A 24,892-nucleotide genomic window follows, 5' to 3' on the forward strand; every position below is an offset into this window, starting at 1 on the left:
TGCACGAGCCGGTGGTGCGGCGACCGGCGGGGCATGCGCCGGAGAGCGTGATGACTCAGAGGCATCAATATGCCTCTGAGTCATCACGCTCAACGCGGTGCCCGCCTCCGTGGACGTCACGGTGCGTATCGCTCGCAGTCAGGCGACGACCGAGACCATCCGGCCCTTGACCACGATGACCTTGCGGGGTTCCTTGCCACCCAGGGTCGCCGCCACCGCGTCCAGGGCCGCCGCGCGGACGACCTCTTCGGAGGCGTCGGCGGGGACCTCGATACGGCCACGGACCTTGCCGTTGACCTGCACCGGGTAGGTCACCGTGTCGGCCACCAGCAGGGCCGGGTCGGCGGTCGGGAAGTCCGCGTACGTCAGCGAGGTGTCGTGGCCCAACTTGCGCCACAGCTCCTCGGCCAGGTGCGGTGCGAACGGCGCCACCATCAGCACCAGCGGCTCGGCCACCTCGCGGGGCGTGGCCGACAGTCGGGTCAGCCCGTTGGTCAGCTCGATCAGCTTGGCGATCGCGGTGTTGAACCGGATGCCGTCCATGTCGCCACGGACTCCGTCGATCACCTTGTGCAGCAGCCGGCGGGTCGCCTCGTCGGCCGGGTCCTCGGTGATCCGCAGGGCGCCGGTCTGCTCGTCGACGACGGCCCGCCACACCCGCTGCAGGAACCGGTACGAGCCGACCACCGCCCGGGTCTCCCAGGGGCGGGAGACCTCCAGCGGGCCCATCGACATCTCGTACACCCGGAAGGTGTCCGCGCCGTAGGCGGCGCACATGTCGTCGGGGGTCACCACGTTCTTCAGCGACTTGCCCATCTTGCCGTACTCGCGGTTGACCGCCAGGTCGCCCAGGTAGTAGCCGCCGTCGCGCTCGAAGACCTCCTCGGCCTGCACGTAGCTGCCGCGCGAGTCGGTGTACGCGTACGCCTGGATCATGCCCTGGTTGAACAGCTTGCGGAACGGCTCGAACGACGACACGTGCCCCAGGTCGAACAGCACCTTGTGCCAGAACCGCGCGTACAGCAGGTGCAGCACGGCGTGCTCGGCGCCACCGACGTACAGGTCGGTGCCCCCGCAGTCACCGTCGGCGCGCGGGCCCATCCAGTACCGCTCGTTCTCCGCGTCGACGAACCGCTCGCTGTTGGTCGGGTCCAGGTAGCGCAGCTCGTACCAGCAGGAGCCGGCCCACTGCGGCATCACGTTGGTTTCCCGGGTGTAGCGCTTCGGCCCGTCACCCAGGTCCAGTTCGACCTCGACCCAGTCGCGCCGCCGCGACAGCGGGGTCTCCGGGTTGCTGTTGGCGTCGTCGGCGTCGAACGTCTTCGGGGAGAAGTCGTCCACCTCCGGCAGCTCGACCGGCAGCATCTCCTCCGGCAGGGCGATGGCCGCGCCGGTCTCGTCGTAGACGATCGGGAACGGTTCGCCCCAGTACCGCTGCCGGGAGAACAGCCAGTCGCGCAGCCGGTAGGTCACCGCGCCGGTGCCGTGCCCGTTCGCCTCCAACCAGGCGATGATCGCCGCCTTGGCGTCGGCGACCCCCAGGCCGTTCAGGTCCAGGCCGCGCTCGGGCGCGGCGCTGTTGATCGCCGGGCCGTCCCCGGTGTACGCCTTGCCGTCGAAGCCCTCCGCCGGCTGCACGGTACGGACGATGGGCAGCTCGAAGACCTCGGCGAACGCCCAGTCCCGCTCGTCCTGCGCCGGCACCGCCATGATCGCGCCGGTGCCGTAGCCGGCCAGCACGTAGTCGGCGATGAAGATCGGGATCTGCCCACCGGTGACCGGGTTGGTGGCGTACGCGCCGATGAAGACGCCGGTCTTCTCCTTGGTGTCGGACTGCCGCTCGACGTCGGTCTTGGCCGCTGCCGCCTTGCGGTACGCCTCGATGGCCTCCCGGGGGCTGGCGTGCCCGCCGGTCCAGGCGTCCCTCGTGCCCTCCGGCCAGCTGGCCGGGGCCAGCGTGTCGACCAGCTCGTGCTCGGGCGCCAACACCATGTAGGTGGCACCGAAGACGGTGTCCGGGCGGGTCGTGAACACCCGCACCGGCGTCGCGCTGGTCGGGAAGTCGATGTGGGCGCCGGTGGAGCGGCCGATCCAGTTGCGCTGCATCAGCTTGATCGGCTCGGGCCAGTCCAGGCTGTCCAGGTCGTCCAGCAGCCGGTCACCGTACGCGGTGATCCGCATCATCCACTGCTTCAGGTTGCGCTTGAAGACCGGGAAGTTGCCCCGCTCGGAACGGCCGTCGGCGGTGACCTCCTCGTTGGCCAGCACGGTGCCCAGCCCCGGGCACCAGTTCACCGGCGCCTGCGAGACGTACGCCAGGCGGTGGTCGTCGACGACCTGACGGCGCTCGGCGACGCTCAGCTCGGCCCAGGCGCGGCCGTCCGGGGTGGGCCGGTTACCGCCTTCGAACTCGGCGATCAGCTCGGCGATCGGACGGGCCCGGCCGGCGTCGCTGTCGTACCAGGAGTTGAAGATCTGCAGGAAGATCCACTGGGTCCAGCGGTAGAAGTCGGTGTCGATGGTGGCCACCGAGCGGCGCTCGTCGTGCGCCAGCCCCAGCCGGCGCAGCTGCGCCTTGTACCGCTCGATGTTCGCGACGGTGGTGGTCCGGGGGTGGGTGCCGGTCTGCACCGCGTACTGCTCGGCGGGCAGGCCGAACGCGTCGAAGCCCATCGCGTGCAGCACGTTGCGGCCGGCCATCCGCTGGTAGCGGGCGTAGCAGTCGGTGCCGATGTAGCCCAGCGGGTGGCCGACGTGCAGGCCCGCTCCGGAGGGGTACGGGAACATGTCCAGCACGTACAGCTTTTCCGCGCCCGCGCGCGGGTGGGTCGGGTCGGCCAGCGGGCCGGTCGGGTTCGGTGCGTGGAAGGTGCCCTCGCGCGCCCAGGTGTCCTGCCAACGAATCTCGATCTCGTCGGCCAGGGCCGCGGTGTACCGGAACGGGGGAATGTCGCCCGCCGGTGCGGCTGCCTCACTCATCGTCTCTCCTCGCTTCGCTTCGCTTCGTCTCGGCACCACCGGGCCGGGCCGGCGGCGGGCACAAAAAAGCCCCTCGCGCAGGAGGGGCCGCCGTGCTGTCGCTGCGTTCAGCGCATCAGCACGGCCCGGTAAGAAGCAGGAAGACTCCGGCCATGCCCCGCAGTGTACCTCGCCCACGGTTCGCCCTGCCGGCCCCCGGGGCGGGTCGGGCCGGTTCCCCCGAGCTGGCGAATATCGGTGCGTAACCGACGGACTACCTGCGGGGGTCGGCGATAACGACAAACATGGTTAGCCTGAGAGACTAGTGAGATTCCTGCGGCAAACGAGGCTCGACGTCGCGAACCCAACGGCGGGTCCAGGTGCTCTCTAGAGAGCTGCCGTGACGGCGACGAGGAGGAGGCCCGTGACACAACAGACCTGGGACGAGGTGGGCGGCCTGTTGCCGCACGACGAGTTCCGCGCCGCCAGTGAGGCCATCGTGGCCAACATCGAGCAGGTCATCGAGGGTAAGACCGCCACCGTGCGGCTCGCCCTGGCCGTCCTGCTCGCCGAGGGTCATCTCCTGATCGAAGACGTCCCGGGCGTCGGCAAGACCAAGCTTGCCAAGGCCCTCGCGCGGTCCATCGACTGCACGGTGCGGCGGATCCAGTTCACCCCCGACCTGCTGCCCAGCGACGTCACCGGTGTCAGCGTCTACAACCAGGAGACGCACGACTTCGAGTTCCGCCCGGGCGCCGTGTTCGCCAACCTGGTGGTCGGCGACGAGATCAACCGGGCCTCCCCGAAGACCCAGTCGGCGTTGCTGGAGTGCATGGAGGAGCGACAGGTCACCGTCGACGGGGTGACCTACCAGCTCCAGACCCCGTTCATGGTGATCGCCACCCAGAACCCGATCGAGATGGAGGGGACCTACCCGCTGCCGGAGGCGCAGCGCGACCGGTTCACCGCCCGCATCGCGATGGGTTACCCGGACTCCAACGCCGAGCTGGCCATGCTCGACGGGCACGGCGCCACCGACCCGCTGCACGAGCTGCGCGCGGTCTCCGACGCGGCCATCGTCCGGCAGCTGATCGCCACCGTCCGGCAGGTGCACGTCGCGGACGCGGTCAAGCAGTACGCGATCGACCTGGTCACCGCCACCCGTGAGGCCCCCGACCTGCGGCTCGGCGCGTCCCCCCGGGCGACCCTGCAACTGCTGCGCACCGCCCGGGCGGTCGCCGCCCTGGAGGGCCGCGACTACGTCCTCCCCGACGACCTGCAGGCCCTGGCGGTGCCGGTGCTCGCCCACCGGATCATCCCGACGGCCGACGCGCAGCTCGCCCGGCGCACCACCGACGCGATCGTCTCCGAGCTGGTGCACCGCCTGCCGCTGCCACACGACCGGCAGCGCAACCCGTACGACACCCGGCCCCCCGCCACCGGCAACGGTCGCGCACCCTACGAGCCGCGGAGGCCATGACGTGCGTGCCGGGCTACGCGGGCTGACCACCCGCGGGCGGTCCTTCCTCGCCGCTGCGGTCGCGGCGGCGATCTCGGCCGGCATTCTCGGCGAGAAGGACCTGCTCCGGGTGGCCGTGCTGTTGGCCATCCTGCCGTTGCTGGCCGCCGCCTACGTCGGGCGGAGCCGCTACAAGCTGGCCTGCAACCGTTCGCTGGACCCGCACCGGGTTCCGGTCGGCGCCAACTCCCGTGTGGTGTTGCGCCTCCAGAACCTCTCCCGGCTGCCGACCGGCACCCTGCTCCTGGAGGACCGGCTGCCCTACGCACTGGGCAGCCGGCCCCGGGTGGTGTTGGAGCGGCTCGGCGCGCACCAGGCCAGCTCCGTGGCGTACACGGTGCGGGCCGACGTGCGGGGTCGCTACGACGTGGGCCCGCTGGTCGTCCGGATGACCGACCCGTTTGGTCTCTGTGAGCTCACCCGCTCCTTCCCCAGCACCGACCACCTGACGGTCATCCCGCAGGTCACCCCGCTGCCGTCGGTCCGGCTCCCCGGGGAGTACGCGGGCAGCGGCGACAGTCGGGCCCGCTCGGTGGCGGTGCACGGCGAGGACGACGCGGCGACCCGGGAGTACCGGCGCGGCGACGATCTGCGCCGGGTGCACTGGAAGTCCACCGCGCGCACCGGCGAGCTGATGGTGCGCCGCGAGGAGCAACCGTGGGAGAGCCGGGCCACAGTCGTCCTCGACACCCGGGCGTACGGGCACCGGGGCGAGGGGCCGACGGCGAGTTTCGAGTGGTCGGTCTCGGCCGCCGCGAGCATCGCCGTCCACCTGCGGCAGGCCGGTTACAAGTTGCGCCTGGTCACCGGCTCGGGGGCAGACGTGGACGCCTCGGAGGCCGGCGGGGACGGCGCGCTGCTCGACCACCTCGCGGAGGTCCGACTGGATCAGCGCGCCGAGGTCACCGGCCTCGTGCAGCGGGTCCGCCAACGCGCCGACGGCGGTCTGATCATCGGCCTGTTCGGCACGGTGAGCGTGGCCGAGGCGGAGCTGCTGGCCGGGCTGCGCGGCAACGGCGCCACCTGTGTCGGCTTCCTGCTGAACAGCTCCACCTGGCTCAGCCTGCCGGAGAAGGCCCGGGCCGAGGCGGAGCACGCCCACGCCGCCGCCGTCCTCGCCATGCTGCAGAGCGGCTGGCGGGTGGTCGGCGTCGACCATGACGGCCGACTGCCGGCGCTGTGGCCGCAGGTCGGCCGGGGCGCCCAGGGTTTCGCCCTGCGGGCCGCGCTGGCCGAGACGGTCGCCGGCGGTGTGCGATGAACGGAAGGCTTCCCTCGTGATCAGCACTCGCAACATCGGCATGGTGGCGGCCGCTGCCACGCTGCTGGCCGCCGCGCCGCTGTCGGCCATCTTCCAGGGCTGGACGTGGTTGATCGAGTCCATCATCGCGGTCGCCGTGGTGGCCGGGGTGGCCGCGCTGACCCGCCTCGCCCGGGCACCGCTGTGGGGTCAGGTGCTGGGCATGCTGGCCGGCCTGATGCTCGCCCTGACCTGGTTGTTCCCCAGTGGCGAGGAGCTGCTCGCGATCCTGCCCACCCCGGGCACGTTCGCGTACTTCGGCGACCTGCTCGCCGGCTCCATGCAGGACATGCGCTCGTACGGGGTCGAGGTCCCGGACACCGACCCGCTGCTGTTCATCGCCGTGCTCGGCGTGGGCGGGGTCGCCGTGCTGGTGGACGTACTGGCCGTGGGGCTGCGCCGGCCCGCGCTGGCGGGGCTGCCGATGCTCGCCATCTACTCGGTGCCGGTCGCCGTCTACGTGGACAGCGTCCCCGCGGTGCCGTTCGTGGTGGGCGCCGCCGGTTACCTCTGGCTGCTGGTCACCGACAACGTCGACCGGGTACGCCGCTTCGGACGTCGGTTCACCGGTGACGGCCGCGACGTGGACGTGTGGGAGGCCTCTCCGCTGGCGTCCGCCGGCCGCCGGCTCGCGGCGGTCGGGGTGGCCCTGGCGGTGGTGCTGCCGCTGGCGGTGCCCGGGATGACCGGCGGGCTGCTCGACTCGCTCAGCCGGGGGTCGGGCAACGGCAATGGCAACGGGTCCGGCACGGGCGGCACGTCGGGTCGGATCGACCTGTTCGCGTCGCTCGCCGGTCAGCTCAACCAGTCCCAGGTGGCCGACCTGGTGAAGGTGACCACGTCCGAGCCGAACCCGTTCTACCTGCGCTACGCGGTCGCCGACGAGCTGCGCCCCGCTGGTTTCCAGGCGCGCAACCCCAGCGGCCGCTCGGTCAACCGGGACCTGCCGAACCCGGCCGACCGGGCCGGTCGAGGTGTGCAGCAGACCACCTACCGGGCGAGCGTCGAGGTCACCAAGAGCCTGAGCATGTCGTTGATGCCGGTGTACGCCGAGCCGACCCGCGCCGACGACCTCAGCGACAACTGGCTCTACGACGCCAACCAGCAGGTCGTCTTCTCCAACCGGGAGAACTCCCGGGGCCGGAAGTACTCCTTCGACTACGTTCGCTCGACCTTCACGCCGGCGGTGTTGCGGGCAGCGCAACCACTGCCGACGGACCACCCGGTACGCCGACAGATGACCGCCACCCCCGGGCCGGTGCCCGAGGTGGAGGAGTTGGTCAAGGGGCTGATCCAGGGCAAGCGCACGGACTACGACCGGGTGCTGGGGATCTATCAGCACTTCTCGGCGGACAACGGGTTCAGCTACCGGTTGAGCACCGAGAGCGGCAGCAGCGGTCAGGACATCGTCAACTTTCTGACCAACAAGGTCGGCTACTGCCAGCAGTACGCCGCCGCGATGGCCTGGCTGGTCCGCTCGGCCGGCATCCCGGCCCGGGTGGCGTTCGGGTTCACCAACGGCAGCAAGCGCGACGGTGACACCTTCACGCTGACCAACCTCAACCTGCACGCCTGGACCGAGGTCTACTTCGACGGTGCCGGCTGGGTGCCGTTCGACGCCACCCCGGCCTACGGGGTGCCCGGCTCCACCCGGTCGGCCTGGGCACCGGACACTGACGCGCCGGAGCCGTCCAGCCCGGACACCGGCGCCACGGACACCCCGGCGGGGCCGGAGGCCTCGGCCGGGCCGGCCGGTCCGGACAACGCCGACCGGGACACCGACGAGGGGCTCGCCCTCGGCGGGACGACGCCGGACGAGCAGCCTCCGGTCTGGCCCTGGTGGGCGGCGGGTCTGGTGGCCCTGCTGGTGCTGCTCGCGGTGCCCGCGCTGCGCCGGGTGGCTCTGCGCCGCCGACGGGGTGGCCAGGCGGTGAGCGGGGCGATGGCCGCCGCCACTGTCGACGGGGGCAGCGATCCGGGGACGCGACCTGTGGTGGTCGGCGCGGACGCCAGCCGGGCCCGCGCGGACGCGCACGCCGCCTGGGCGGAGTTGCTCGACACGCTTGTGGACTTCCGGGTCCCGGTCGATCCGACCGAGACGCCCAGGGCGACAGCGGACCGGCTGGTCCGGGACACCCTCGACGACGACGACGCGATCGGGTCGGCGCGGCTGCTCGGCCGGGCGGAGGAGCGGGCCCGCTACGCGCGGGATCCGCTGACCGGTGAGCGGTTGCTGCCGGCGTTGCGCGCGGTCCGTGGGGCGCTGGCCGCGCGGGCGGACCGACGGACCCGCCTGCTCGCCGCCGTGCTGCCGCCCTCGGTGCTGCTGCGGTGGCGGACCGGAATGGCGGACAGGTCCGGTCGGATGGTGGCGCTCACCGGGCGGGCCCGGTACCGATTGCTGCGGTGGAACCCTCGACGACTGCTGGCCGACCGGGCCGCTCGCTGACCGAAACCCGACCCACCCACTCCACCGCCCATGATCACTTGGTGGCCGGTAGTTGCCGACAGGTTCTCGCAACTACGCACCATCAAGTGATCGTGGGCGGCGCCGGGTCGGGCCTGGAGCGGCGACTCAACGACCACCCATGATCGCGCGGAGGGTGGGCAGCGGGGAATAAGGACGCACGGATACCACGCAGGTCGCCGGGGGCTGTGCCCGGCGACCGCTCGTCGCGGCGTACGACCCGCCTCAGCGGCGGGACCGGCTCAGCGGTGCCCCTCCGGGCGCTGCCGCCACCTGTCCTCCATGCGGTCCAGGATCGACGACCGGCGACCGGATCGGCCACCGCGGGGACGACGACGACTCGTCGTGCCGCCCACCACGTGCAGGTCGGGTGACTGCGCCCGCCGGTGCGACTGCACCGCGAACGCGGCCGACGCCAGCATGACGACGAAGCCCGCCACCGCCAGTGGTGGAGTCTTGATCACCGCGCCATAGACCAGTAGAGCCAAGCCAGCGATGATGACGCCGGCGGCGACGAGCAGGCGACGCCGCGCATGGAAGCGCGGATCGCTGGCGCGCACGGCCGAGGCGAATTTGGGGTCCTCGGCAAGCGACCGCTCGATCTGCTCGAACAGCCGCTGCTCGTGCTCCGAGAGCGGCACGGCACTCCTCCCCGGTCACGTTGGTCGGGCCCACTCGGGCCGACAGACCGTGGCAGCCATCCGGCTGCTTACCCGCAAGTCTACGAGGGGGGTCGCGCGTCGGAAAGCGGGACGACCTATGGGCGGGGTGGATTTTCGTTTCGACGGGGATCACGGTCGCCCATCAGACTGGCCGGACCTATGACGGACCGCCCGAAACGGGCAGCGGCGGCGTCCGCGGCAGCTTCCGCCTCGCGCCAGCCGCGCTCGGGCGCACCGAGGGTGAGTTGCCGGGCAGCGCCCTGTGCCGGGGCGAGCCCTTCCACCCGGACACCGACGAGTCGGATCCGCTCGCCCGGGTCCAACGCGGTGTAGAGCGCCCAGACCGTGTCGAACATCTCGCGCGCGGTGTCGGTGGCAACGTCGAGGGTGCGAGATCGGCTGACGGTGCGGAAGTCGGCCAGCCGGACCTTCAGTGAGACGGTGCGCCCGACCTGCCCGGAGCCGCGCAACCGGACACCGACCTTCGCACTGAGCGCGAGCAACGCACGGCGGATCTCCAGCGGGTCGGCCACGTCGACGTCGAAGGTCACCTCGGCGCCGATCGACTTGTCGACGTGCTCGGGGCTGACCCCGCGCGGGTCGCGCCCCCAGGCCAACTCGTGCAGGTGGGCCGCCGAGGCGGCACCGACGGCTCGGCGGAGCATGCCCACCGGCGCCTCGGCGAGGTCGCCGACGGTGGTCAGACCGAGCCGGCGCAGCGCCTCGGCGGCGCGCTCCCCCACCCCCCACAGGGCGTCCACCGGCAGCGGGTGCAGGAAGTCGAGCACCTGCCCCGGGGGCACGACCAGCATGCCGTCCGGCTTGGCCCGGGTGGAGCCCAGCTTGGCCACGAACTTGGTCGGCGCCACCCCGACCGAGCAGGTCAGCGCCTGCTCGTCGGCGACCCGGCGACGGATCAGCCGGGCGATGGTGGCCGGGGAGCCGAAGAGCCGCCGGGCGCCGGTCACGTCGAGGAACGCCTCGTCGAGGGAGAGCGGCTCGACCAGTGGCGTGACGTCCCGGAAGATCTGCATGACCGCCCGGGAGGCGGCCGAGTAGGCGGAGAAGTCCGGTGGCAGGTAGACCGCCTGGGGGCAGCGGGCCCGGGCCTGGCTGGTCGGCATCGCGCTGCGGACGCCGTACCGGCGGGCCTCGTAGCTGGCCGAGCTGACCACCCCGCGCGGGCCGACGCCGCCGACGACCACCGGCCGGCCGCGCAGCTCGGGGCGACGGCGCACCTCGACGGCGGCGAAGAAGGCATCCATGTCGACGTGCAGGATCGGGCTGGCGGAGTCGTCGGCGTCCGGCCCGAAGCGCGGATCGTCGCCCCGGGGCAACGACTGACTGCGGCCCATCCCGGCAGGTTAACCCGGGGGTACGACACCACCGTCGGCCAGTGGGCCGAGCCGTCGGCGGGTCAGCCCCGGACGACCAGCAGCGGCACTGTCAGCTCGGCGGCGGTGTCCGACCCGTGGTAGGCCACAAGCTTCGACGCCATCGGCCGCTCGGTGCGGCTGGCCATCACCGCGTACGTGTCATTGCAGGTCACCACCACGTCCCCGATCCGGCCCAGGTGCTCCTCGGGCACCGGGCCGAACCAGCCGGTGGCCACCACCTCGTCGCGGGTGCGTACCCGGGCCGCCGGGCCCAGCACCTCCGCCCAGGCGGCCCGCACGTCGTCGACCGCGCCCGGCTCGACGTGCAGGTAGCGCACCCGGGCCTCGCCGGCCACCAGCCGCACGCCGGCCCGCAGTCGCGGATCGGTGTCCAGGTCGAAGCGGTGCGCGGCGGGGATGTCGAGCTGCCCGTGGTCGGCGGTCACCAGCAGCGCCGCGTCCGGCGGCAGCCCGTCGACCAGCCGGGCGACCAGGTCGTCCACCTCGGTGGCCGCGACCCGCCAGGGTGCCGAGTCGACGCCGCTGACGTGGCCGTGCCGGTCCAGGTCGGCGTGGTAGCCGGAGACCAGTGTGGGCCCGGTGCCGGCGGCCAGCGCGGCGAGCATGGCGGTGGCCACCGCGTCCCCGCCGGCGGCGCCCCGGAAGTCGCCACCCCGGTTGGCGGCCACTGTCAACCCGCTGCCGCCGAACTCCGGCCGACTCACCACTGTCGTCGTCACGCCGGCGGCGCGGGCCCGCTCCAACTGGGTGGGCACCGGCTGCCAGCGCAGCGGCGACGGATCGGCGGCCCAGTCGGTGTGGGTGAGCACCCGCTCGGTGCCGGGCACCCGCACTGTGAAGCCGAGCACCCCGTGCGCGCCCGGCGCGACACCGGTGCCCAGCGACACCAGGCTGGTCGGGGTGGTGGACGGGAAACCGGCGATGAGCGGCCGGGCCACAGTCGCGGCGAGCCCGGCGACTGTCGGCGCGTACGGCGCCGCGGTCGGCAGCTGGTACCAGCCGAGCCCGTCGACCAGCAGTACGGCGATCCGGCGTACCCCGGCCAGCGCGGGCCCGAGGCCGAGCGGGTCGGTCGAGCCGGGCACGCCCAGCACGGCCAGCGCGCTGGGCAGCACGTCGGCGAGACGGCCGCCGCCGTGATCCGGCCCGAGGATCTCCAACGGCGCCGGTCGGCCACCGGCCTCGGCGATCATGCCGGACGGCGGGCGAACAGGTGCAGTTGGGCGGCCAGGTCCCGGTACGGCGGTTGGGCGGCCAGCGCACGTTCCAACTCGACCACGGCGGCGGGCTGCCCGTCGGCGACCGCGGCCGGCAGCAGGTCGGCCAGCACGCGTACCCCGTGGATCTCCTCGACCACCAGCCCGGCGGCGCCGAGCAGCGCGGCGGCGCCCGGGGCGTCGTAGCGTCGGCGCAGTGTGTCCCGCGGCCCGGCGGTGCCGGCCGGATCGGCGGCCAGGGTGGCCGCGACGTCCAGGTGCCCGTTCATCGCGCGGCCCAGCACGGCGGCGGCCCGCCCGGCCACCAGCACACTGGCCGCGCCACCCGGGCGCAGCGCGGTGGCCAGCGCGGCCACCACCGGCGTCGGGTCGTCCACCACCTCCAGGACGGCGTGGCAGAGCACCAGGTCGACGCCGGCCGGCTCGACCAGCCCGGCGAGGGCGTCACCGTCGCCCTGCACGGCGGCGATCCGGTCGGCCACCCCGGCCTCGGCGGCGCGGCGGGTGAGCGCGGCGAGCGCGTCGGGGCTGGCGTCGACGACGGTGACCCGATGCCCGGCGCGGGCCAGCGGAACGGCGAAACCGCCGGTGCCACCGCCCACGTCCAGCACTGTGAGCTCGGCGTCGCCGCGCCGGTCCAGCTCGGCGCGGAGCACCGACCAGATCACTGCGGTACGGGGTGTCAGCGGCGGCTCGGCGAACCGGCCTCGGGTCTGCTCCACCCGGTCGAGCCTAGTCACCCGGCCCGGTGGTGGTGCGGGCGTGTGGCGGCGCGCCCACCACACGCCCGATCGGTGCGGAGTGCGGCGGTCGGTCAGGCCTCGGTGCCCTCGGCCTCGTCCTCGGCCCGGGACCGACGCTCGTTGGCCACCGGACCGTTTGTCACCTCATACTCGCGGGGGTCGGCGAGGTGCGACGGCACCCAACCGTTGCCCAGTCGGGTCCGCCGGGCGTTGGCGATTCCACCGGTGTACGCGTGATTTCCCGTCACTGTCGTTCCCCCTCACGGATCACGGGCCGCTCTGCCCGCTCGGGACGAGTCTCCCGCTCGACGGCTCGGGAAACCGTAATGTGGATCACTGAATCAGCGGAAGTCACGGGAGGCGGGGCTGACCGGCGGCTCGATGGCGTCCAGCCGATCGGCGACCAGGTTGGTCACCCCCTCGTGCCGCTGCAACCGCCCCCGGACCACCAGCGCGGCGCTGGTCCGCGCCACCCGCCGGTAGCGCTGCCACAACCCCGGCGAACAGGTGACGTTGAGCATCCCCGTCTCGTCCTCCAGGTTGAGGAAGGTGACCCCGCCCGCGGTCGCCGGGCGTTGCCGGTGGGTGACGATGCCACCGACCCGGATCCGTTGCCCCGGCTCCACCCGGCCGAGCCGGGCGATCGGCACCGCGCCGAGCACGTCGAGCTGCCCCCGGATGAACCGGGCGGGGTGACTCTCCGGCGACAGCCCAGTGGCCCACACGTCGGCGACCAGCCGGTCCACCGCCTCCATCCCGGGCAGCGTGGGCGCCGCCGCGCCGGTCACCGTGCCGGGCAGCCGACCCGGCCGGTCCTGGGCCGCCGCACCGGCGGCCCACAGCGCCTGCCGCCGGCTCAGCCCGAAACAGGCGAAGGCGTCCGCGGTGGCCAACGCCTCCAGCTGCGCGGCGGTGAGACCGAGCCGCCGGGCCAGGTCCGGCATGTCCCGGTACGGCCCACCGGCGACCCGTTCGGCCTCGATCCGTTCGGCCACCTCGGCGCCCAGGGTCCGCACGCTGGACAGACCGAGCCGGACGGCTGGACCGCCCAACCCCCAGGCGTGCGGCGGCTCCCCCGGCCCGCTGCCCCACCGGGTCTCCGGGGTGGACTCCAGCACCGCCTTCGCCCCGCTGGCGTTGATGTCCGGACGGCGGACCTCCACCCCGTGCCGGCGGGCGTCGTCGACAAGGGTCTGCGGCGAGTAGAAACCCATCGGCTGGGCGTTGAGCAGCGCCGCCAGGAACGGCGCCGGGTGATAGCGCTTGAGCCAGGAACTGGCGTAGACCAGGTAGGCGAAGCTCATCGCGTGGCTCTCCGGGAAGCCGTAGCTGGCGAACGCGGTGAGCTTGCGGTAGACGTCGTCGGCCAGCTCACCGGTGATGCCCCGCTCGGCCATCCCGGCGTAGAGCCGGTCGGCGATCCGGGTCATCCGCTCGACCGACCGCTTGGCGCCCATCGCCCGGCGCAGCTGGTCGGCCTCGGCCGCGTCGAAGCCGGCCAGGTCGATGGCGAGCTGCATCAGCTGCTCCTGGAACAGCGGCACACCCAGTGTCTTCTCCAGGGCGTTGCGCATCAGCGGATGCGCGAAGGTCACCGGCTCCTGGCCGTTCTTACGCCGGATGAACGGGTGCACCGAACCGCCCTGGATCGGGCCGGGGCGGATCAGCGCCACCTCGACCACCAGGTCGTAGAACTCGCGGGGCTTGAGCCGGGGCAGCGTGGCCATCTGGGCCCGGCTCTCCACCTGGAACACCCCGACCGAGTCGGCCCGGCAGAGCATGTCGTAGACCTCCGGGTCGTCCAGGGTCATGTCACCCAGGTCGAGCCGGGACCCGATCATGTCGTAGCCGTAGTGCAGGGCGGAGAGCATGCCCAGGCCGAGCAGGTCGAACTTGACCAGGCCCACAGCGGCGCAGTCGTCCTTGTCCCACTGCAGGACGCTGCGCCCGGGCATCCGCCCCCACTCCACCGGGCAGACCTCGATCACCGGCCGGTCGCAGATCACCATGCCGCCGGAGTGGATGCCCAGGTGCCGCGGGAACGTCTGCAACTCGTTGGCGTACTCCACCACCTGCTCGGGGATGTTCTCGACATCGACAGTGGCGACCGACCCCCACCTGTCGATCTGCTTGCTCCAGGCGTCCTGCTGCCCGGGCGAGTAGCCGAACGCCTTGGCCACGTCCCGCACGGCCGACCGGGGCCGGTAGGAGATGACGTTGGCGACCTGGGCGGCGTGCTCCCGGCCGTAGCGGGTGTAGACGTGCTGGATCACCTCCTCCCGGCGGTCGGACTCGATGTCCACGTCGATGTCGGGTGGGCCGTCCCGTTCCGGGGCGAGGAACCGCTCGAAGAGCAGTTGGTGCCGGACCGCGTCCACATTGGTGATCCGCAACGCGTAGCAGACCGCCGAGTTGGCCGCCGAACCCCGACCCTGGCAGTAGATGTCCTGGTCACGGCAGAACGTGACGATGTCGTAGACCACCAGGAAGTAGCCGGGGAAACCCAGCTCCTCGATCATGTTCAGTTCGTGGTCGAGTTGCGCGTACGCCGTCGGGTGCGCCTGCGGCGGCCCGTAGCGCTCGTGCGCCCCGTCAGCGGTCAGCTTCCGCAGCCAGCTCATCTCGGTGTGCCCCGGCGGCACCGGGTACGCCGGTAGCTGCGGCGCGACGAGCTGGAGGTCGAAGGCCAACTCGGCGCCGAACTCGGCGGCCCGCGCCACCGCGCCCGGGTACGCGGCGAACCGGGCCGCCATCTCCGCGCCGCTGCGCAGGTGGGCGGTGGCCGCAGCGGGCAACCAGCCGTCGATCTCGTCCAGGCTGCGTCGGGCCCGGACCGCGGCGACGGTGGTGGCCAGCCGACGCCGGCCGGGGCTGGCGTAGTGCACGTTGTTGCTGGCCACCGTCGGCAACCCGGCCGCGGCGGCCAGCTCGGCGAGCGCGTCGTTGCGGTCGGCGTCGACGGGATGGCCGTGGTCGGTCAGCTCCACGGCCACCGTCTCCGCACCGAAGAGCGCGGTCAGCCGGTCCAACTCGCGGGCCGCCGCGTCCACCCCCTCGGTGAGCAGCGCCCCCGGCACGTGCCCCTTGCGGCAGCCGGTCAGCACCAGCACATGGTCACGCAGCTCGGCGGCGACCTCCTCCAGGTCCCCGTAATCCGGGCGGCCCTTCTCACCGCCGCGTAGCTGGGCGCGGGCGATGGTGGTGGCCAGCCGGGCGTACCCCTCGTGGCCGTGCGCGAGCACCAGCAGGTGCGCGCCGTGCGGGTCGGGCTCGCCGTTCTGCGGGCCGGGCAGGCCGAGGGACAGCTCCGCGCCGAAGATGGTCGGCAGGCCCAGCGTACGAGCCGCCTCGGCGAAGCGGACCACCCCGTAGAAGCCGTCGTGGTCGGTGACGGCGAGCGCGGTGAGCCCCAGCCGGGCCGCCTCCTCGGCCAGCTCCTCCGGGTGGCTGGCGCCGTCGAGGAAGCTGAAGTTGGTGTGCGCGTGCAGCTCCGCGTAGGGCACCACGCCGTCGGGACGGGTCAGCTCCGGCGGCTGGTACTGCTCGCGGCGGCGGCTCCACGCCGGGGAGTCGCCACCATCGGCGTCCACCGCGAGCGGGTCCACCACGTGCAGGTGCCGCTCACCTCTGCTCCCGCGGTTGCCACCCGCTCGGGTGTCACCGGCCCGGCCGGAGAGCACGCGTTCCAGCTCCGACCAGGGCATCTTCGGGTTGTGAAAGCTCATCCGGCCGCTCTGGCCGCGCTGCTCGGCCCGGTACTGCTCGGTCGAGGGACGCTGGACGACCGGGTCGACGACGAACACGACGGCGGTCGCCCCGCCGGCGGCGAGAGGTGCGATGAGCGTGATGACTCACAGGCATCTTGATGTCTGTGAGTCATCACGCTCATCAGGACATCTGCTCCCCAGCCAGCGCGGAGCCAGCCGACGTCGGGCAGGGATCGACCTGACTTAGTCATAGATCGCCTCCACCAACCACTGCCCCGACTCCACGGCCAGCAGCAGGGCAGCACCGTCGGCCAGGCTGACCTGGAACCGGGCCCGGCGGCGGGCCTCGGCCGGCGCCCACCAGCGCTCGTCCACCGGCCACGGCCCGGCCCAACCCACGATCTCCGCTGGCTGACCGGTGCCGACCACCAGTCGGGCGGGCGCGGCGCTCACCGCCAACCGCGCGCTGATCACCACCGGCTCACCAGCGGCGTCGTGCACGGTCGCGGCGAGCGGACTGGGCAGCACCACGGCGGGCGCGGGCGGCGGCAGCCCGCCCGGCCACGGCGGAGCTTCGGGCAGGGCCGGGAGTCGTTCGTCGCCCCACGGCACCAGCCGTACCTGATCGGCCGGGGAGCGCCCACCACCGAGCACTGCGGTGACCACCGCCTCCGGGCCGAGGATGCCCTGCACCCGGCTCAACGCCCGGTGCGCGCGTTCCCGCTCCTCGCCGGTCTCCCCCCAGAGGCCGGCCTGCAGACCGGCCTGGGCGATCACCCCGTCCGGGATCAGGCGCAGCCGGATGATGCCGGCCGTCGGTCGGGCCGGGCGGGCGTTGCTGCCGGAGAGCCACCCGTCGAGCTGCCAGCGCACCCGGTCGGCGATGGCCGCGGCGGTGAGCAGGCCATCGTGCCGCCACACCCGGTGCAGCTCCTGCCCGTGCTCGGTGACCGCCTCGATGCCGAGTCGGGTGCAGGCCAGCCCGTGCCCGGCCAGCCGCTCGTGCAGCTGCTCAGCCAGCGCCCGGGCCACGAACGCCGCCGCGTCGACCCGGTCGATCGGTTCGTCGTGCTCCGCCGTCACCGTCAGGTCGGCCGGCGGCTGCCGGACGGCGAGTGGGCGGTGGTCCCGCCCGGCGGCCAGCCGGTGGGCCAGCGCACCGTCGAACCCGAACCGGGCCAGCACGTCACCGGCCGGCAGGGCGGCGAAGTCGCCGAGGGTGCGTACCCCCAGCCGGCGCAGCAGGTCGGCCAGCGCCGACCGGCCGAGCGCCTCGACCGGCAACCCGGCCAGGAACTCCGGTGTCCCGCCCGGTGCCACCACCCGGCCGGCGCGAGCGGCCAACCCGGCCGCGAACACCCCGTCGGCGATGCCGACCTGGCTCTCCACCAGGCACGACTGGGCCACGTGCTCGATGATCCGCTCAGCGGCCGCCTCCTCGCCCCCGAGGTAACGGCCCGGCCCCCGGGCGGCCACCGCGCAGGCGCCCGGACGGACCACCTCGACCCCGGCGACCAACTCCTCCACCGCGGCGACCACCGGCTCGAACGCCCGGGCGTCCCGGCCGGGGTCGTACTCCACGACGGTGAGCTGGGGGCAGCGACCCTGCGCCTCCCGTTTGCGCAGCCCTCGACGCACCCCCTCGGCGCGGGCCCGCTCGGAGCAGGCGACCACCCGGTTGGCGTGCAGCACGGCGACCGGGCCGGTCGCCGGCACCCCGTCGACGATCTCGGCGGCGAGCACCGGCCAGTCCGGGCACCACAGCAGCAGCGTGCGTGCCGGCGCGCCGGTCACCCCCGACCGACCAGGGCGAGTGGCGCGGCCGATCGGCCCACTGGCGACGGCAGCGTACGAGGGATCACCCGGGTCAGCTCGTCACCCGGGAGCCAGACCTTGATCTCCTTGGGTCGGGCAGCCGCACCGCGTCCGCGCGCCGAGACGGTGATCTCCCGGCGGCGCAACCGCCCCCGACCCAGCCCGAGCCCCTCCCAGACCCCGCGGACCACCTGCAACGTCACGTCTGCGCCGTCCCACCGGCCGTACGGGACGAGCACGCTGCCGCGCTGCCGGGCCCGGGCGGCCAACCGGGTGGCGACCGAGGCGGAGACCGAGGCCGGCACTGTGGTGACCACGACGTCCACCCCGTCGATCAGCGCGGCGACCACTGTGGCCCACTCGGGGCCGGGGTTCGGCACCAGGGCCAACCGGTCCAGGGCGATGCCCAACTCAGCCGCCGCGCCCGCGCCGAACGTCGGCACCCCGACCACGGCGCACCACGAGCCGGCCCGGGACGCCTCGGCGAGCAGGGCCAGCATCAGCGAGGTGCCACCGCTGCGGCGGGGCTGGCCGGCGGCGACCGCGATGGTGCTGCCCCGGCGCAGGCCCCGGTTGGGCAGCAGACCGGTCAGCTCGGGCACCACCGGCAGCACCCGGTGCCCACCGACCGGGTCGGGTGCGCTCGCCGGGCGCACCAGATCGGCCAGTGCGGCGGAACCGACCACCATGCGGCCCGCCATTGGACCAACTCCCCCGTCGTTGCTGTGGATCAGATCAGGACCGGCACGCCGCGCCACCGGCCGCCCGGCTCCCCCCGCGGGGCGGCCGGTGGCGCGGCGGGATCAGGCGGCGAGGCCGTCCAGGGCCGGTTGGTGTGCCACGCCGAGCGCGGTTTCCACCACCGTGACGAACTGTTCGGCGGCGCGGAGCAGATCGTCGGCCTCCCGGGCGCTGACCACCCGGGGGATGCCGGCCTCGGCGGCGGCGCGCTTGCTGGCACCCGCGGCGAAGAACCGGGACCACTCGTCGAGCTCCGGAGCGACCGCGCAGAGGAGGACCCAGACGCTGGTGATCCGGTTACGCCGAGTCGGCGCGGGTCGGGCCCGGGCGGCGAGCAGGGCCGCCGCCGCGCGCAGGGCGGCCAGGTGGGCAGCCGCGTAACGCAGGCCGTCAGGTCGGGTCTGGCCGGCCTCGACCAGCCCACGGCGGGCCAACGTGAGGAGCTGGGCGGGGGTGCGGTGCGGCAGCACGTGCGCCGGCACCGTCGGTGCCTGAGCCGGGTTGGTCGGCATGGATGTCTCTCCTCCACGTGGCCGAGACGTCACTCCGGCGGCTGATGCCACCGACGCGACGCCGAGGTCGGGTGGTGCGGAGGAAGACGCACCGGGTGTGGCCGGCCGGGTGTGGATGCTTCCCCACACCACACCCGGCCGGCGGACCGGCGGGTGCGTCGCCCGCCGCCCGGGGGTCGTGGGCGGCGGGCAACGCTCCTGCCTGTTGGGACCAGGCTCGCGACTGCCCGGAAACCCAGGTGCGGCCCGCGGAGCCGCACCGCCCGGAGGTGGCGCCGCGAAACGCCGCGCTCCGGCTGGTTGGAACGGGCGTTCGAGGCAATCGAACACTCGTTCTAACTGCTGCTGACAGTACACCTCCCCTCCGACGAAAATGCAACGTGTGACGCGCCGAGCGCGCCGGCCGACCGAACCGGCCACCAACGGACCGGGAAGAATGGCGGGATGCAGCCACACCCGAACGTACGGGCGGTGCAGGACGCTCTCACCGCCGCCGGCACACTCGACGGCGCCGGTGAGCCCAGCATGGTCCGTCTGCTGCCCGACGCGGTGCACACCGCCTCGGCGGCCGCCGAGGCGCTCGACGTCGAGGTCGGTCAGATCGCCAACTCACTGATCTTCGACGCGGACGACACGCCACTGCTCGTCCTCACCTCCGGCGCGCACCGGGTCGACACCGCGGGCCTGGCGGCATCGATCGGCGTCACCCGGCTGCGCCGGGCCACCCCGGAGTTCGTCCGGGCCCACACCGGGCAGCCGATCGGCGGGGTCGCCCCACTCGGGCACCCGCACCCACTGCGCACCCTGGTGGACACGGCACTGGCGGCGTACCCGGAGATCTGGGCCGCGGGTGGCGTACCCCAGGCGGTCTTCCCGACCACCTACGCCGAGCTGTTGCGGGTCACCGCCGGCACCCCGGCCGAGGTGGCGTGAGCGAGCGGAGCGAGCGAACCAGCAGGCACAGCAGCGACGCGCTCGCGCCGCCGCGAAGCGGAGGCGTGAGCGAGCGGACCAGCAGGCACAGCGGCGACGCTCCGGAGCTGGTCACGCTGCACGTGTGGCGCACCTCCCGCGGCGCGCTGCCCCGGGCGCTGACCCGGATGGCACTGGACCCCCGCCGGTTGCGGGCCCTCCCGGGCGTCCGGTTCGGCAAGCTGCTGGGCACCGGGACCGGCACCGACTTCGGGCCGAGGGACGCCGACCTGACCCGGTGGGCGGCGCTGACCGTCTGGGACTCCCCCGCCGCGGCGGCCGACTTCGACGACTCGTCGGTCGGGCGGGCCTGGGCGCGCATCGCCCACGCCCGGGCCCGGATCGACCTGCGCCCGCTGACCAGCCGGGGTGAGTGGTCCGGCCAGCGGCCGTTCGGTGACCCGCCGGGCGGCCGGGTCACCGGCCCGGTGCTGGCACTGACCCGGGCCCGGCTACGGGCCCGGCGGGCTGCCACCTTCTGGCGGGCGATCCCACCGGTGGCCGCCGCCCTGCGCGACGCGCCAGGGTTGCTGGCCCGGTTCGGGGTCGGAGAGGCCCCGCTGGGCTGGCAGGGCACGGTGAGCGTGTGGCGCGACCCGACGGACCTGGTGGCGTTCGCGTACCGTCACCCGGAGCACCGGGCGGCGATCATGCGAACCCCCACCGCGGGCTGGTACGCGGAGGAGTTGTTCGCCCGGTTCGAGGTGCGCGACGTGATCGGCGACCGGTCGGTGCTCGGGTGGGTCGCCGACGGCGGCCCGGAAACGGTGAAGGGTGGACGGGCATGAGGTTGGTGCGCTGGACGCCGGACGATCTCGTCCGGCGGCTGGACGACGTGGTGGCCGTCTACGGCGAGGCGATGGGATACCGCACCGACCTGCTGGAAGCCCGGCGCGGTTACATCGCCACCCACGTCCGCCGGCCGGGTTTCCGGGCGGTCGCCAGCCTGACCAGCGAGGGTCACCTCGCCGGCTTCGGCTACGGCTACCTGGGCGCCTCCGGTCAGTGGTGGCACGACCAGGTGCACCGCGCGCTGGACGCCCCGACCCGCACGCGCTGGCTCGCCCACTGCTTCGAGGTGGTCGAGCTGCACGTCCGGCCCCCGGCGCAGGGGCACGGGCTGGGCACCGGTCAGCTACGCGCGTTGCTCGGCATGGCGGAGGGCGACACCACTCTGCTGTCCACCCCGGAAGCCGACGAGCAGACCTCACGGGCCTGGCGGTTGTACCGACGGTTCGGCTTCGTCGACGTGCTGCGCGACTTCCACTTCCCCGGCGACGAGCGACCGTTCGGCGTACTCGGTAGGGATCTGCCGCTCGAGCCACCGGCGTCATGACCCGGCGGCTCTCCTGGGCGCTGCTCGCCGTCCTGGTGCTCGCCCAGATCTGCTACCCGCTCACCACCGGCGCCACCCGGGCCGGGCTCACCGTGGCCACCGTCGTCCTCGGTTGGCTGCTCTCGGTCGGCCACGCGCTGCTCAGCCGGGGTCTGCGGGTGGCGGCGGCGCTGGTGGCCGTGGCCACCGGCGGCGGGTTCGCGATCGAGGCGATCGGGGTGGCCACCGGCGTGCCGTTCGGCAGCTACGACTACTCCGGTGAGCTGGGCCCCAAGCTGGCCGGCGTGCCACTGATCATTCCGCTGGCCTGGACCTGGATGGCCTGGCCGGCCTGGCTGGCGGCGGTCCGACTGACCGGCGGCGGCGCCACGACTGCCGACGGCAGCAGGTCGACAGCCGGCGGCGGGCCGACTCTGGGTCGATGGGTGGGGCGGATCGCGCTGGCCACTGTGGGGCTGGCCGCCTGGGACCTCTTCCTCGACCCGCAGATGGTGGCCGAGGGCTACTGGGTCTGGCGCGACGCCACCCCGGCCCTGCCCGGCCTGGCCGGCATCCCGGTCAGCAACTACCTGGGCTGGCTGCTCTTCGCGGTGCTGATGATGAGCGCGCTGCGCCCGCTGGCCGGGCCGGCCGCCGAGCACACCGACCGGCGGGACCACCCCATGTTCGCGCTCTACCTGTGGACGTACTTCTCCAGCATCCTGGCCCACGCCGTCTTCCTCGACCTGCCCGCCTCGGCACTCTGGGGCGCCGCCGGCATGTCGGTGACCGCGGTGCCCCTGGCGGTGACAGTGCTCCGTGCCCAGCGCGGCCGTCACCTCCGGCCGGAGGCCCACCAGCCACACCGCCCCGGCGTCGACGCGACCCGATGACCATCCTGCTCGCCCTGCTGGTCGCCGTCGCCGCGTTGACCGGGCACACCTGGCTCAACGCCGCCCGCTGGCTGCGTCGGCCCACCGACCGGCCCGACGACGTCGACGAGCCGGTGGCAGTGCTGCTGCCGCTGCGCGACGAGGCCACCCGGGTCACCCCCTGCCTGCGCGCCCTGCTGGCCCAGCGCGGCGTACCCGGGCTGCGCGTCGTGGTCCTCGACGACGGGTCCACCGACGGCACCGCCGACGTGGTCCGCGCGGTGGCAGGTGACGACCCCCGGGTCACGCTGCTCACCGGGGTCGCCCCGCCGCCGGGCTGGCTGGGCAAGCCGCACGCCTGCTGGCAGCTGGCCACCCGGGCCGACCCGGACGCCACAGCGCTGGTCTTCGTCGACGCCGACGTGGTGCTCGCCCCGCACGCCGTGGCCGCCGCCGTCACCGAATTGCGCGCCGCCCGGGTGACGCTGCTGTCGCCGTACCCCCGGATCGTGGTGGCGACGGCGGCCGACCGGTTGGTGCAGCCGCTGTTGCAGTGGCTGTGGCTGACCTTCCTGCCGCTGCGTGCGATGGAGCGCTCGCCGCGGCCGTCGCTGGCCGCGGCGGGCGGGCAGTTCCTGGTGGTGGACCGGGCCGGCTACACCGCCGCCGGCGGGCACGCCGCGGTCGCCGACAAGATCCTGGAGGACGTCGAGCTGGCCCGGGCGGTCAAGCGGGCCGGCGGGCGGATCGCCCTGGCCGACGGCTCCCGGCTGGCCACCTGCCGGATGTACGACGACTGGCCCCAACTGCGCGACGGGTACTCGAAGTCGCTCTGGGCGTCGTTCGGGCACCCGGGCGCGGCGGCGGCCGTGGTGGCGGCGCTGCTGCTGCTCTACACCGCTCCACCGCTGATCGCGCTGGGGTTCGCCTCGACAGTTCCCCGGGTGTCAATGGTTGCGCTCATCGCATATCTGCTCGGGGTGACCGGACGGGTGCTCACCGCCCGCGCGACCGGAGGACGGTGGTGGCCCGACGCGCTCGCACACCCCGTGTCGGTCGTGGTCCTCGGTTGGCTGACCCTGCGGTCGTACCATCTGCGAAAGCGACGCCGCCTGACCTGGCGGGGCCGCCCGGTCAGCTAGGGAGGACGCGGCATGGCGCGGATCGTGGTCGTCGGCGCCGGGGTGGGTGGCCTCGCCACCGCCGCCCGGCTGGCCGCTACCGGGCACCAGGTGACCGTCTTCGAGGCCGCCGACACGGTCGGCGGCAAGCTCGGCCGGTACGCCCACGACACCCCGGCCGGGTCGTTCCACTTCGACACCGGGCCGAGCCTGCTCACCCTGCCCGAGGTCTTCCACGACCTGTTCGAGGCGACCGGGGCGAAGCTCGACGAATACCTGGACCTCGTCCCGTTGGACCCGATCGTCAGGCACGTCTTTGCCGACGGTGGCCCGGCCCTGGACTCGTGCGCCGACCCGGTGAAGTTCACCGCCCGGATCGGGGCCGCCTTCGGTGACCGGGCGGCAGCAGACTGGCAGCGGCTGTGGCGTCGGGCGGCGCGGGTGTGGCAGGCCTCCTCGCGGGACATCCTGCGCCGTACCGTCGACTCTCCCCGCGACCTCGCGTCGCTGGCCTGGCGCGTCGGCGACCTGGCCGCCATCGCCCCGGGCCGCAGCCTGCGCGGCCTGGGCCGCCGGCACCTGAACGACCCGCGGCTGCGGATGATGCTGGACCGGTACGCCACCTACACCGGCGCCGACCCACGTCGGGCACCGGCGGCGCTGGTCGCGGTCCCCTACGCCGAGTTGGCCTTCGGCGGCTGGTACCTGCGCGGTGGGCTGGGCACGCTCGCCGACGCGCTGCTGACCCGCTGCCTGGACCTCGGCGTGGTCGTGCAGACCGACGCCACTGTCACCCGGATCGACGCCACCGGCGGCCGCGTGCACGGGGTACGCCTCGCCGGCGTCACCGCCCCGGTGCCCGCCGACGTGGTGGTGGCCAACGTGGACGCACTCACCGTCTACCGTGACCTGCTGCCGCACCCGCGTCGACTGGCCGGGCTGACCGACCGCAGCCTCGCCGGCTTCGTGCTGCTGCTCGGCGTCTCCGGCAGCACCGGGCTGGCCCACCACAACGTCTTCTTCCCGGACGACTACGACGCCGAGTTCGACGCGGTCTTCGGTGACCCCGGGCGCGGCGTACGGGCCCGACCGGCGGCCGACCCGGCCGTGTTCGTCACAGTGGCCGACGACCCGATGGTCCGCCCGGCCGGACACGAAGCGTGGTTCGTGCTGGTCAACGCCCCGCGGCAGGGCACCGCGGCGGGCGCGGTCGACTGGCGACGCCCGGGGCTGGCCGACGCGTACGCCGATCGGATCCTGGACGTGCTGGCGCGGCGCGGCGTGGACGTGCGCGACCGGCTGCTGTTCCGCGAGATCCGCACCCCCGCCGACCTGGGCGTGGCGACCGGCGCGCCGGGCGGCTCGATCTACGGCACCGCCGGTGGGCTGCTCCGCCCGGCCAACCGGGGCCCGGCGAACGGGCTGTGGCTGGTGGGTGGCTCCACCCACCCGGGCGGCGGGTTGCCGATGGTCACCCTCTCCGCGCAGATCGTCGCCGACGAGATCGGCCCCGCCTGGTAGACCCTGCATGCTCCAGCCGGTGTCTGTTTCCGCGCGTCGGGCTGGGCCGTTCA

19 protein-coding genes are annotated in these 24,892 nt (G+C 73.7%); 9 read left to right on the forward strand and 10 right to left on the reverse strand.

The features are described from left to right. Window positions 1-138: 138 nt before the first annotated feature. Window positions 139-2,979, reverse strand: a complete 2,841-nt coding sequence (leuS, locus tag IW249_RS00210) for a leucine--tRNA ligase (protein WP_196918916.1) — start codon at window positions 2,977-2,979, stop codon at window positions 139-141. Window positions 2,980-3,382: 403 nt separating this feature from the next. Between leuS and IW249_RS00215 the strand changes: the two genes are divergently transcribed. Genes IW249_RS00215 through IW249_RS00225 form a run of 3 tightly spaced genes read left to right on the forward strand, consistent with a single transcriptional unit; the run spans window position 3,383 to window position 8,226 of the window. Then, on the forward strand, window positions 3,383-4,438 hold the full coding sequence (locus IW249_RS00215) for an AAA family ATPase (RefSeq protein WP_091407670.1): 1,056 nt from the start codon (window positions 3,383-3,385) through the stop codon (window positions 4,436-4,438). Window position 4,439: 1 nt separating this feature from the next. Next, window positions 4,440-5,738, forward strand: a complete 1,299-nt coding sequence (locus IW249_RS00220) for a DUF58 domain-containing protein (RefSeq protein ID WP_196918917.1) — start codon at window positions 4,440-4,442, stop codon at window positions 5,736-5,738. Between the two features lie 16 nt (window positions 5,739-5,754). Next, a complete protein-coding gene (locus IW249_RS00225) occupies window positions 5,755-8,226 on the forward strand; it encodes a transglutaminase TgpA family protein (RefSeq protein WP_196918918.1) in 2,472 nt (823 codons plus the stop codon). Window positions 8,227-8,486: 260 nt separating this feature from the next. On the opposite strand, the gene IW249_RS00230 is transcribed toward IW249_RS00225, so the two are convergent. From IW249_RS00230 to IW249_RS00270, 9 genes are all read right to left on the reverse strand, one after another. Then, window positions 8,487-8,885 (reverse strand): SCO2097 family morphological protein, encoded by a 399-nt coding sequence (locus IW249_RS00230; RefSeq protein WP_030334542.1) that lies wholly within the window; start codon window positions 8,883-8,885, stop codon window positions 8,487-8,489. A gap of 116 nt (window positions 8,886-9,001) precedes the next feature. Then, window positions 9,002-10,261: a DNA polymerase IV gene (locus IW249_RS00235; protein ID WP_196918919.1), complete on the reverse strand. Its 1,260-nt coding sequence runs from the start codon at window positions 10,259-10,261 to the stop codon at window positions 9,002-9,004. 62 nt (window positions 10,262-10,323) lie between these two features. Next, window positions 10,324-11,496, reverse strand: coding sequence for an alkaline phosphatase family protein (locus IW249_RS00240; RefSeq protein WP_196918920.1), 1,173 nt, complete (start codon window positions 11,494-11,496; stop codon window positions 10,324-10,326). Further along, a complete protein-coding gene (locus IW249_RS00245) occupies window positions 11,493-12,260 on the reverse strand; it encodes a methyltransferase domain-containing protein (protein ID WP_196918921.1) in 768 nt (255 codons plus the stop codon). Before IW249_RS00245 ends, IW249_RS00240 begins: the two co-directional genes overlap by 4 nt. A 74-nt stretch (window positions 12,261-12,334) precedes the next feature. Further along, window positions 12,335-12,511, reverse strand: coding sequence for a hypothetical protein (locus IW249_RS00250; protein WP_167493679.1), 177 nt, complete (start codon window positions 12,509-12,511; stop codon window positions 12,335-12,337). A 93-nt stretch (window positions 12,512-12,604) separates the two neighbouring features. After that, window positions 12,605-15,988 carry an error-prone DNA polymerase gene (locus IW249_RS00255; RefSeq protein WP_196924560.1) on the reverse strand — a complete coding sequence of 1,128 codons (3,384 nt, stop codon included), beginning with the start codon at window positions 15,986-15,988 and terminating at the stop codon, window positions 12,605-12,607. Window positions 15,989-16,213: 225 nt separating this feature from the next. After that, entirely contained in the window at window positions 16,214-17,764 is a 1,551-nt protein-coding gene (locus IW249_RS00260; protein WP_196918922.1) for a DNA polymerase Y family protein, read from the reverse strand. After that, window positions 17,761-18,486, reverse strand: coding sequence for a DnaE2-dependent mutagenesis accessory factor ImuA' (imuA', locus tag IW249_RS00265; RefSeq protein ID WP_196918923.1), 726 nt, complete (start codon window positions 18,484-18,486; stop codon window positions 17,761-17,763). Before imuA' ends, IW249_RS00260 begins: the two co-directional genes overlap by 4 nt. Window positions 18,487-18,588: 102 nt before the next feature. Further along, window positions 18,589-19,038, reverse strand: a complete 450-nt coding sequence (locus tag IW249_RS00270) for an SAV_6107 family HEPN domain-containing protein (RefSeq protein WP_196918924.1) — start codon at window positions 19,036-19,038, stop codon at window positions 18,589-18,591. Window positions 19,039-19,482: 444 nt separating this feature from the next. Here IW249_RS00270 and IW249_RS00275 point away from each other — a divergent pair, with 444 nt between their 5' ends. The 6 genes from IW249_RS00275 to IW249_RS00300 all read left to right on the forward strand — a co-directional run bounded on the left by IW249_RS00275 (window position 19,483) and on the right by IW249_RS00300 (window position 24,839). Next, entirely contained in the window at window positions 19,483-19,971 is a 489-nt protein-coding gene (locus tag IW249_RS00275; protein ID WP_196918925.1) for a YbaK/EbsC family protein, read from the forward strand. A 65-nt stretch (window positions 19,972-20,036) separates the two neighbouring features. Continuing rightward, a complete protein-coding gene (locus tag IW249_RS00280) occupies window positions 20,037-20,798 on the forward strand; it encodes a monooxygenase (protein ID WP_196918926.1) in 762 nt (253 codons plus the stop codon). Continuing rightward, on the forward strand, window positions 20,795-21,346 hold the full coding sequence (locus tag IW249_RS00285) for a GNAT family N-acetyltransferase (protein WP_196918927.1): 552 nt from the start codon (window positions 20,795-20,797) through the stop codon (window positions 21,344-21,346). Before IW249_RS00280 ends, IW249_RS00285 begins: the two co-directional genes overlap by 4 nt. Continuing rightward, window positions 21,343-22,218: a carotenoid biosynthesis protein gene (locus IW249_RS00290; RefSeq protein ID WP_196918928.1), complete on the forward strand. Its 876-nt coding sequence runs from the start codon at window positions 21,343-21,345 to the stop codon at window positions 22,216-22,218. Before IW249_RS00285 ends, IW249_RS00290 begins: the two co-directional genes overlap by 4 nt. After that, window positions 22,215-23,339: a glycosyltransferase family 2 protein gene (locus IW249_RS00295; protein WP_196918929.1), complete on the forward strand. Its 1,125-nt coding sequence runs from the start codon at window positions 22,215-22,217 to the stop codon at window positions 23,337-23,339. Before IW249_RS00290 ends, IW249_RS00295 begins: the two co-directional genes overlap by 4 nt. Window positions 23,340-23,351: 12 nt before the next feature. Beyond that, window positions 23,352-24,839 carry a phytoene desaturase family protein gene (locus tag IW249_RS00300; protein WP_196918930.1) on the forward strand — a complete coding sequence of 496 codons (1,488 nt, stop codon included), beginning with the start codon at window positions 23,352-23,354 and terminating at the stop codon, window positions 24,837-24,839. The last annotated feature ends 53 nt before the right edge of the window (window positions 24,840-24,892 follow it).

The organism is Micromonospora vinacea (assembly GCF_015751785.1).
Classification (GTDB): domain Bacteria; phylum Actinomycetota; class Actinomycetes; order Mycobacteriales; family Micromonosporaceae; genus Micromonospora; species Micromonospora vinacea.

Excerpts from the sequence above, each read along its gene's own strand:
- leuS (WP_196918916.1), bottom strand. The coding sequence starts at position 2,979 with ATGAGTGAGGCAGCCGCACCGGCGGGCGACATTCCCCCGTTCCGGTAC.
- IW249_RS00235 (WP_196918919.1), bottom strand. The coding sequence starts at position 10,261 with ATGGGCCGCAGTCAGTCGTTGCCCCGGGGCGACGATCCGCGCTTCGGG.
- IW249_RS00240 (WP_196918920.1), bottom strand. The coding sequence starts at position 11,496 with ATGATCGCCGAGGCCGGTGGCCGACCGGCGCCGTTGGAGATCCTCGGG.
- IW249_RS00255 (WP_196924560.1), bottom strand. The coding sequence starts at position 15,988 with ATGAGCTTTCACAACCCGAAGATGCCCTGGTCGGAGCTGGAACGCGTG.
- imuA' (WP_196918923.1), bottom strand. The coding sequence starts at position 18,486 with ATGGCGGGCCGCATGGTGGTCGGTTCCGCCGCACTGGCCGATCTGGTG.
- IW249_RS00270 (WP_196918924.1), bottom strand. The coding sequence starts at position 19,038 with ATGCCGACCAACCCGGCTCAGGCACCGACGGTGCCGGCGCACGTGCTG.
- IW249_RS00275 (WP_196918925.1), top strand. The coding sequence starts at position 19,483 with ATGCAGCCACACCCGAACGTACGGGCGGTGCAGGACGCTCTCACCGCC.
- IW249_RS00285 (WP_196918927.1), top strand. The coding sequence starts at position 20,795 with ATGAGGTTGGTGCGCTGGACGCCGGACGATCTCGTCCGGCGGCTGGAC.
- IW249_RS00290 (WP_196918928.1), top strand. The coding sequence starts at position 21,343 with ATGACCCGGCGGCTCTCCTGGGCGCTGCTCGCCGTCCTGGTGCTCGCC.
- IW249_RS00295 (WP_196918929.1), top strand. The coding sequence starts at position 22,215 with ATGACCATCCTGCTCGCCCTGCTGGTCGCCGTCGCCGCGTTGACCGGG.
- IW249_RS00300 (WP_196918930.1), top strand. The coding sequence starts at position 23,352 with ATGGCGCGGATCGTGGTCGTCGGCGCCGGGGTGGGTGGCCTCGCCACC.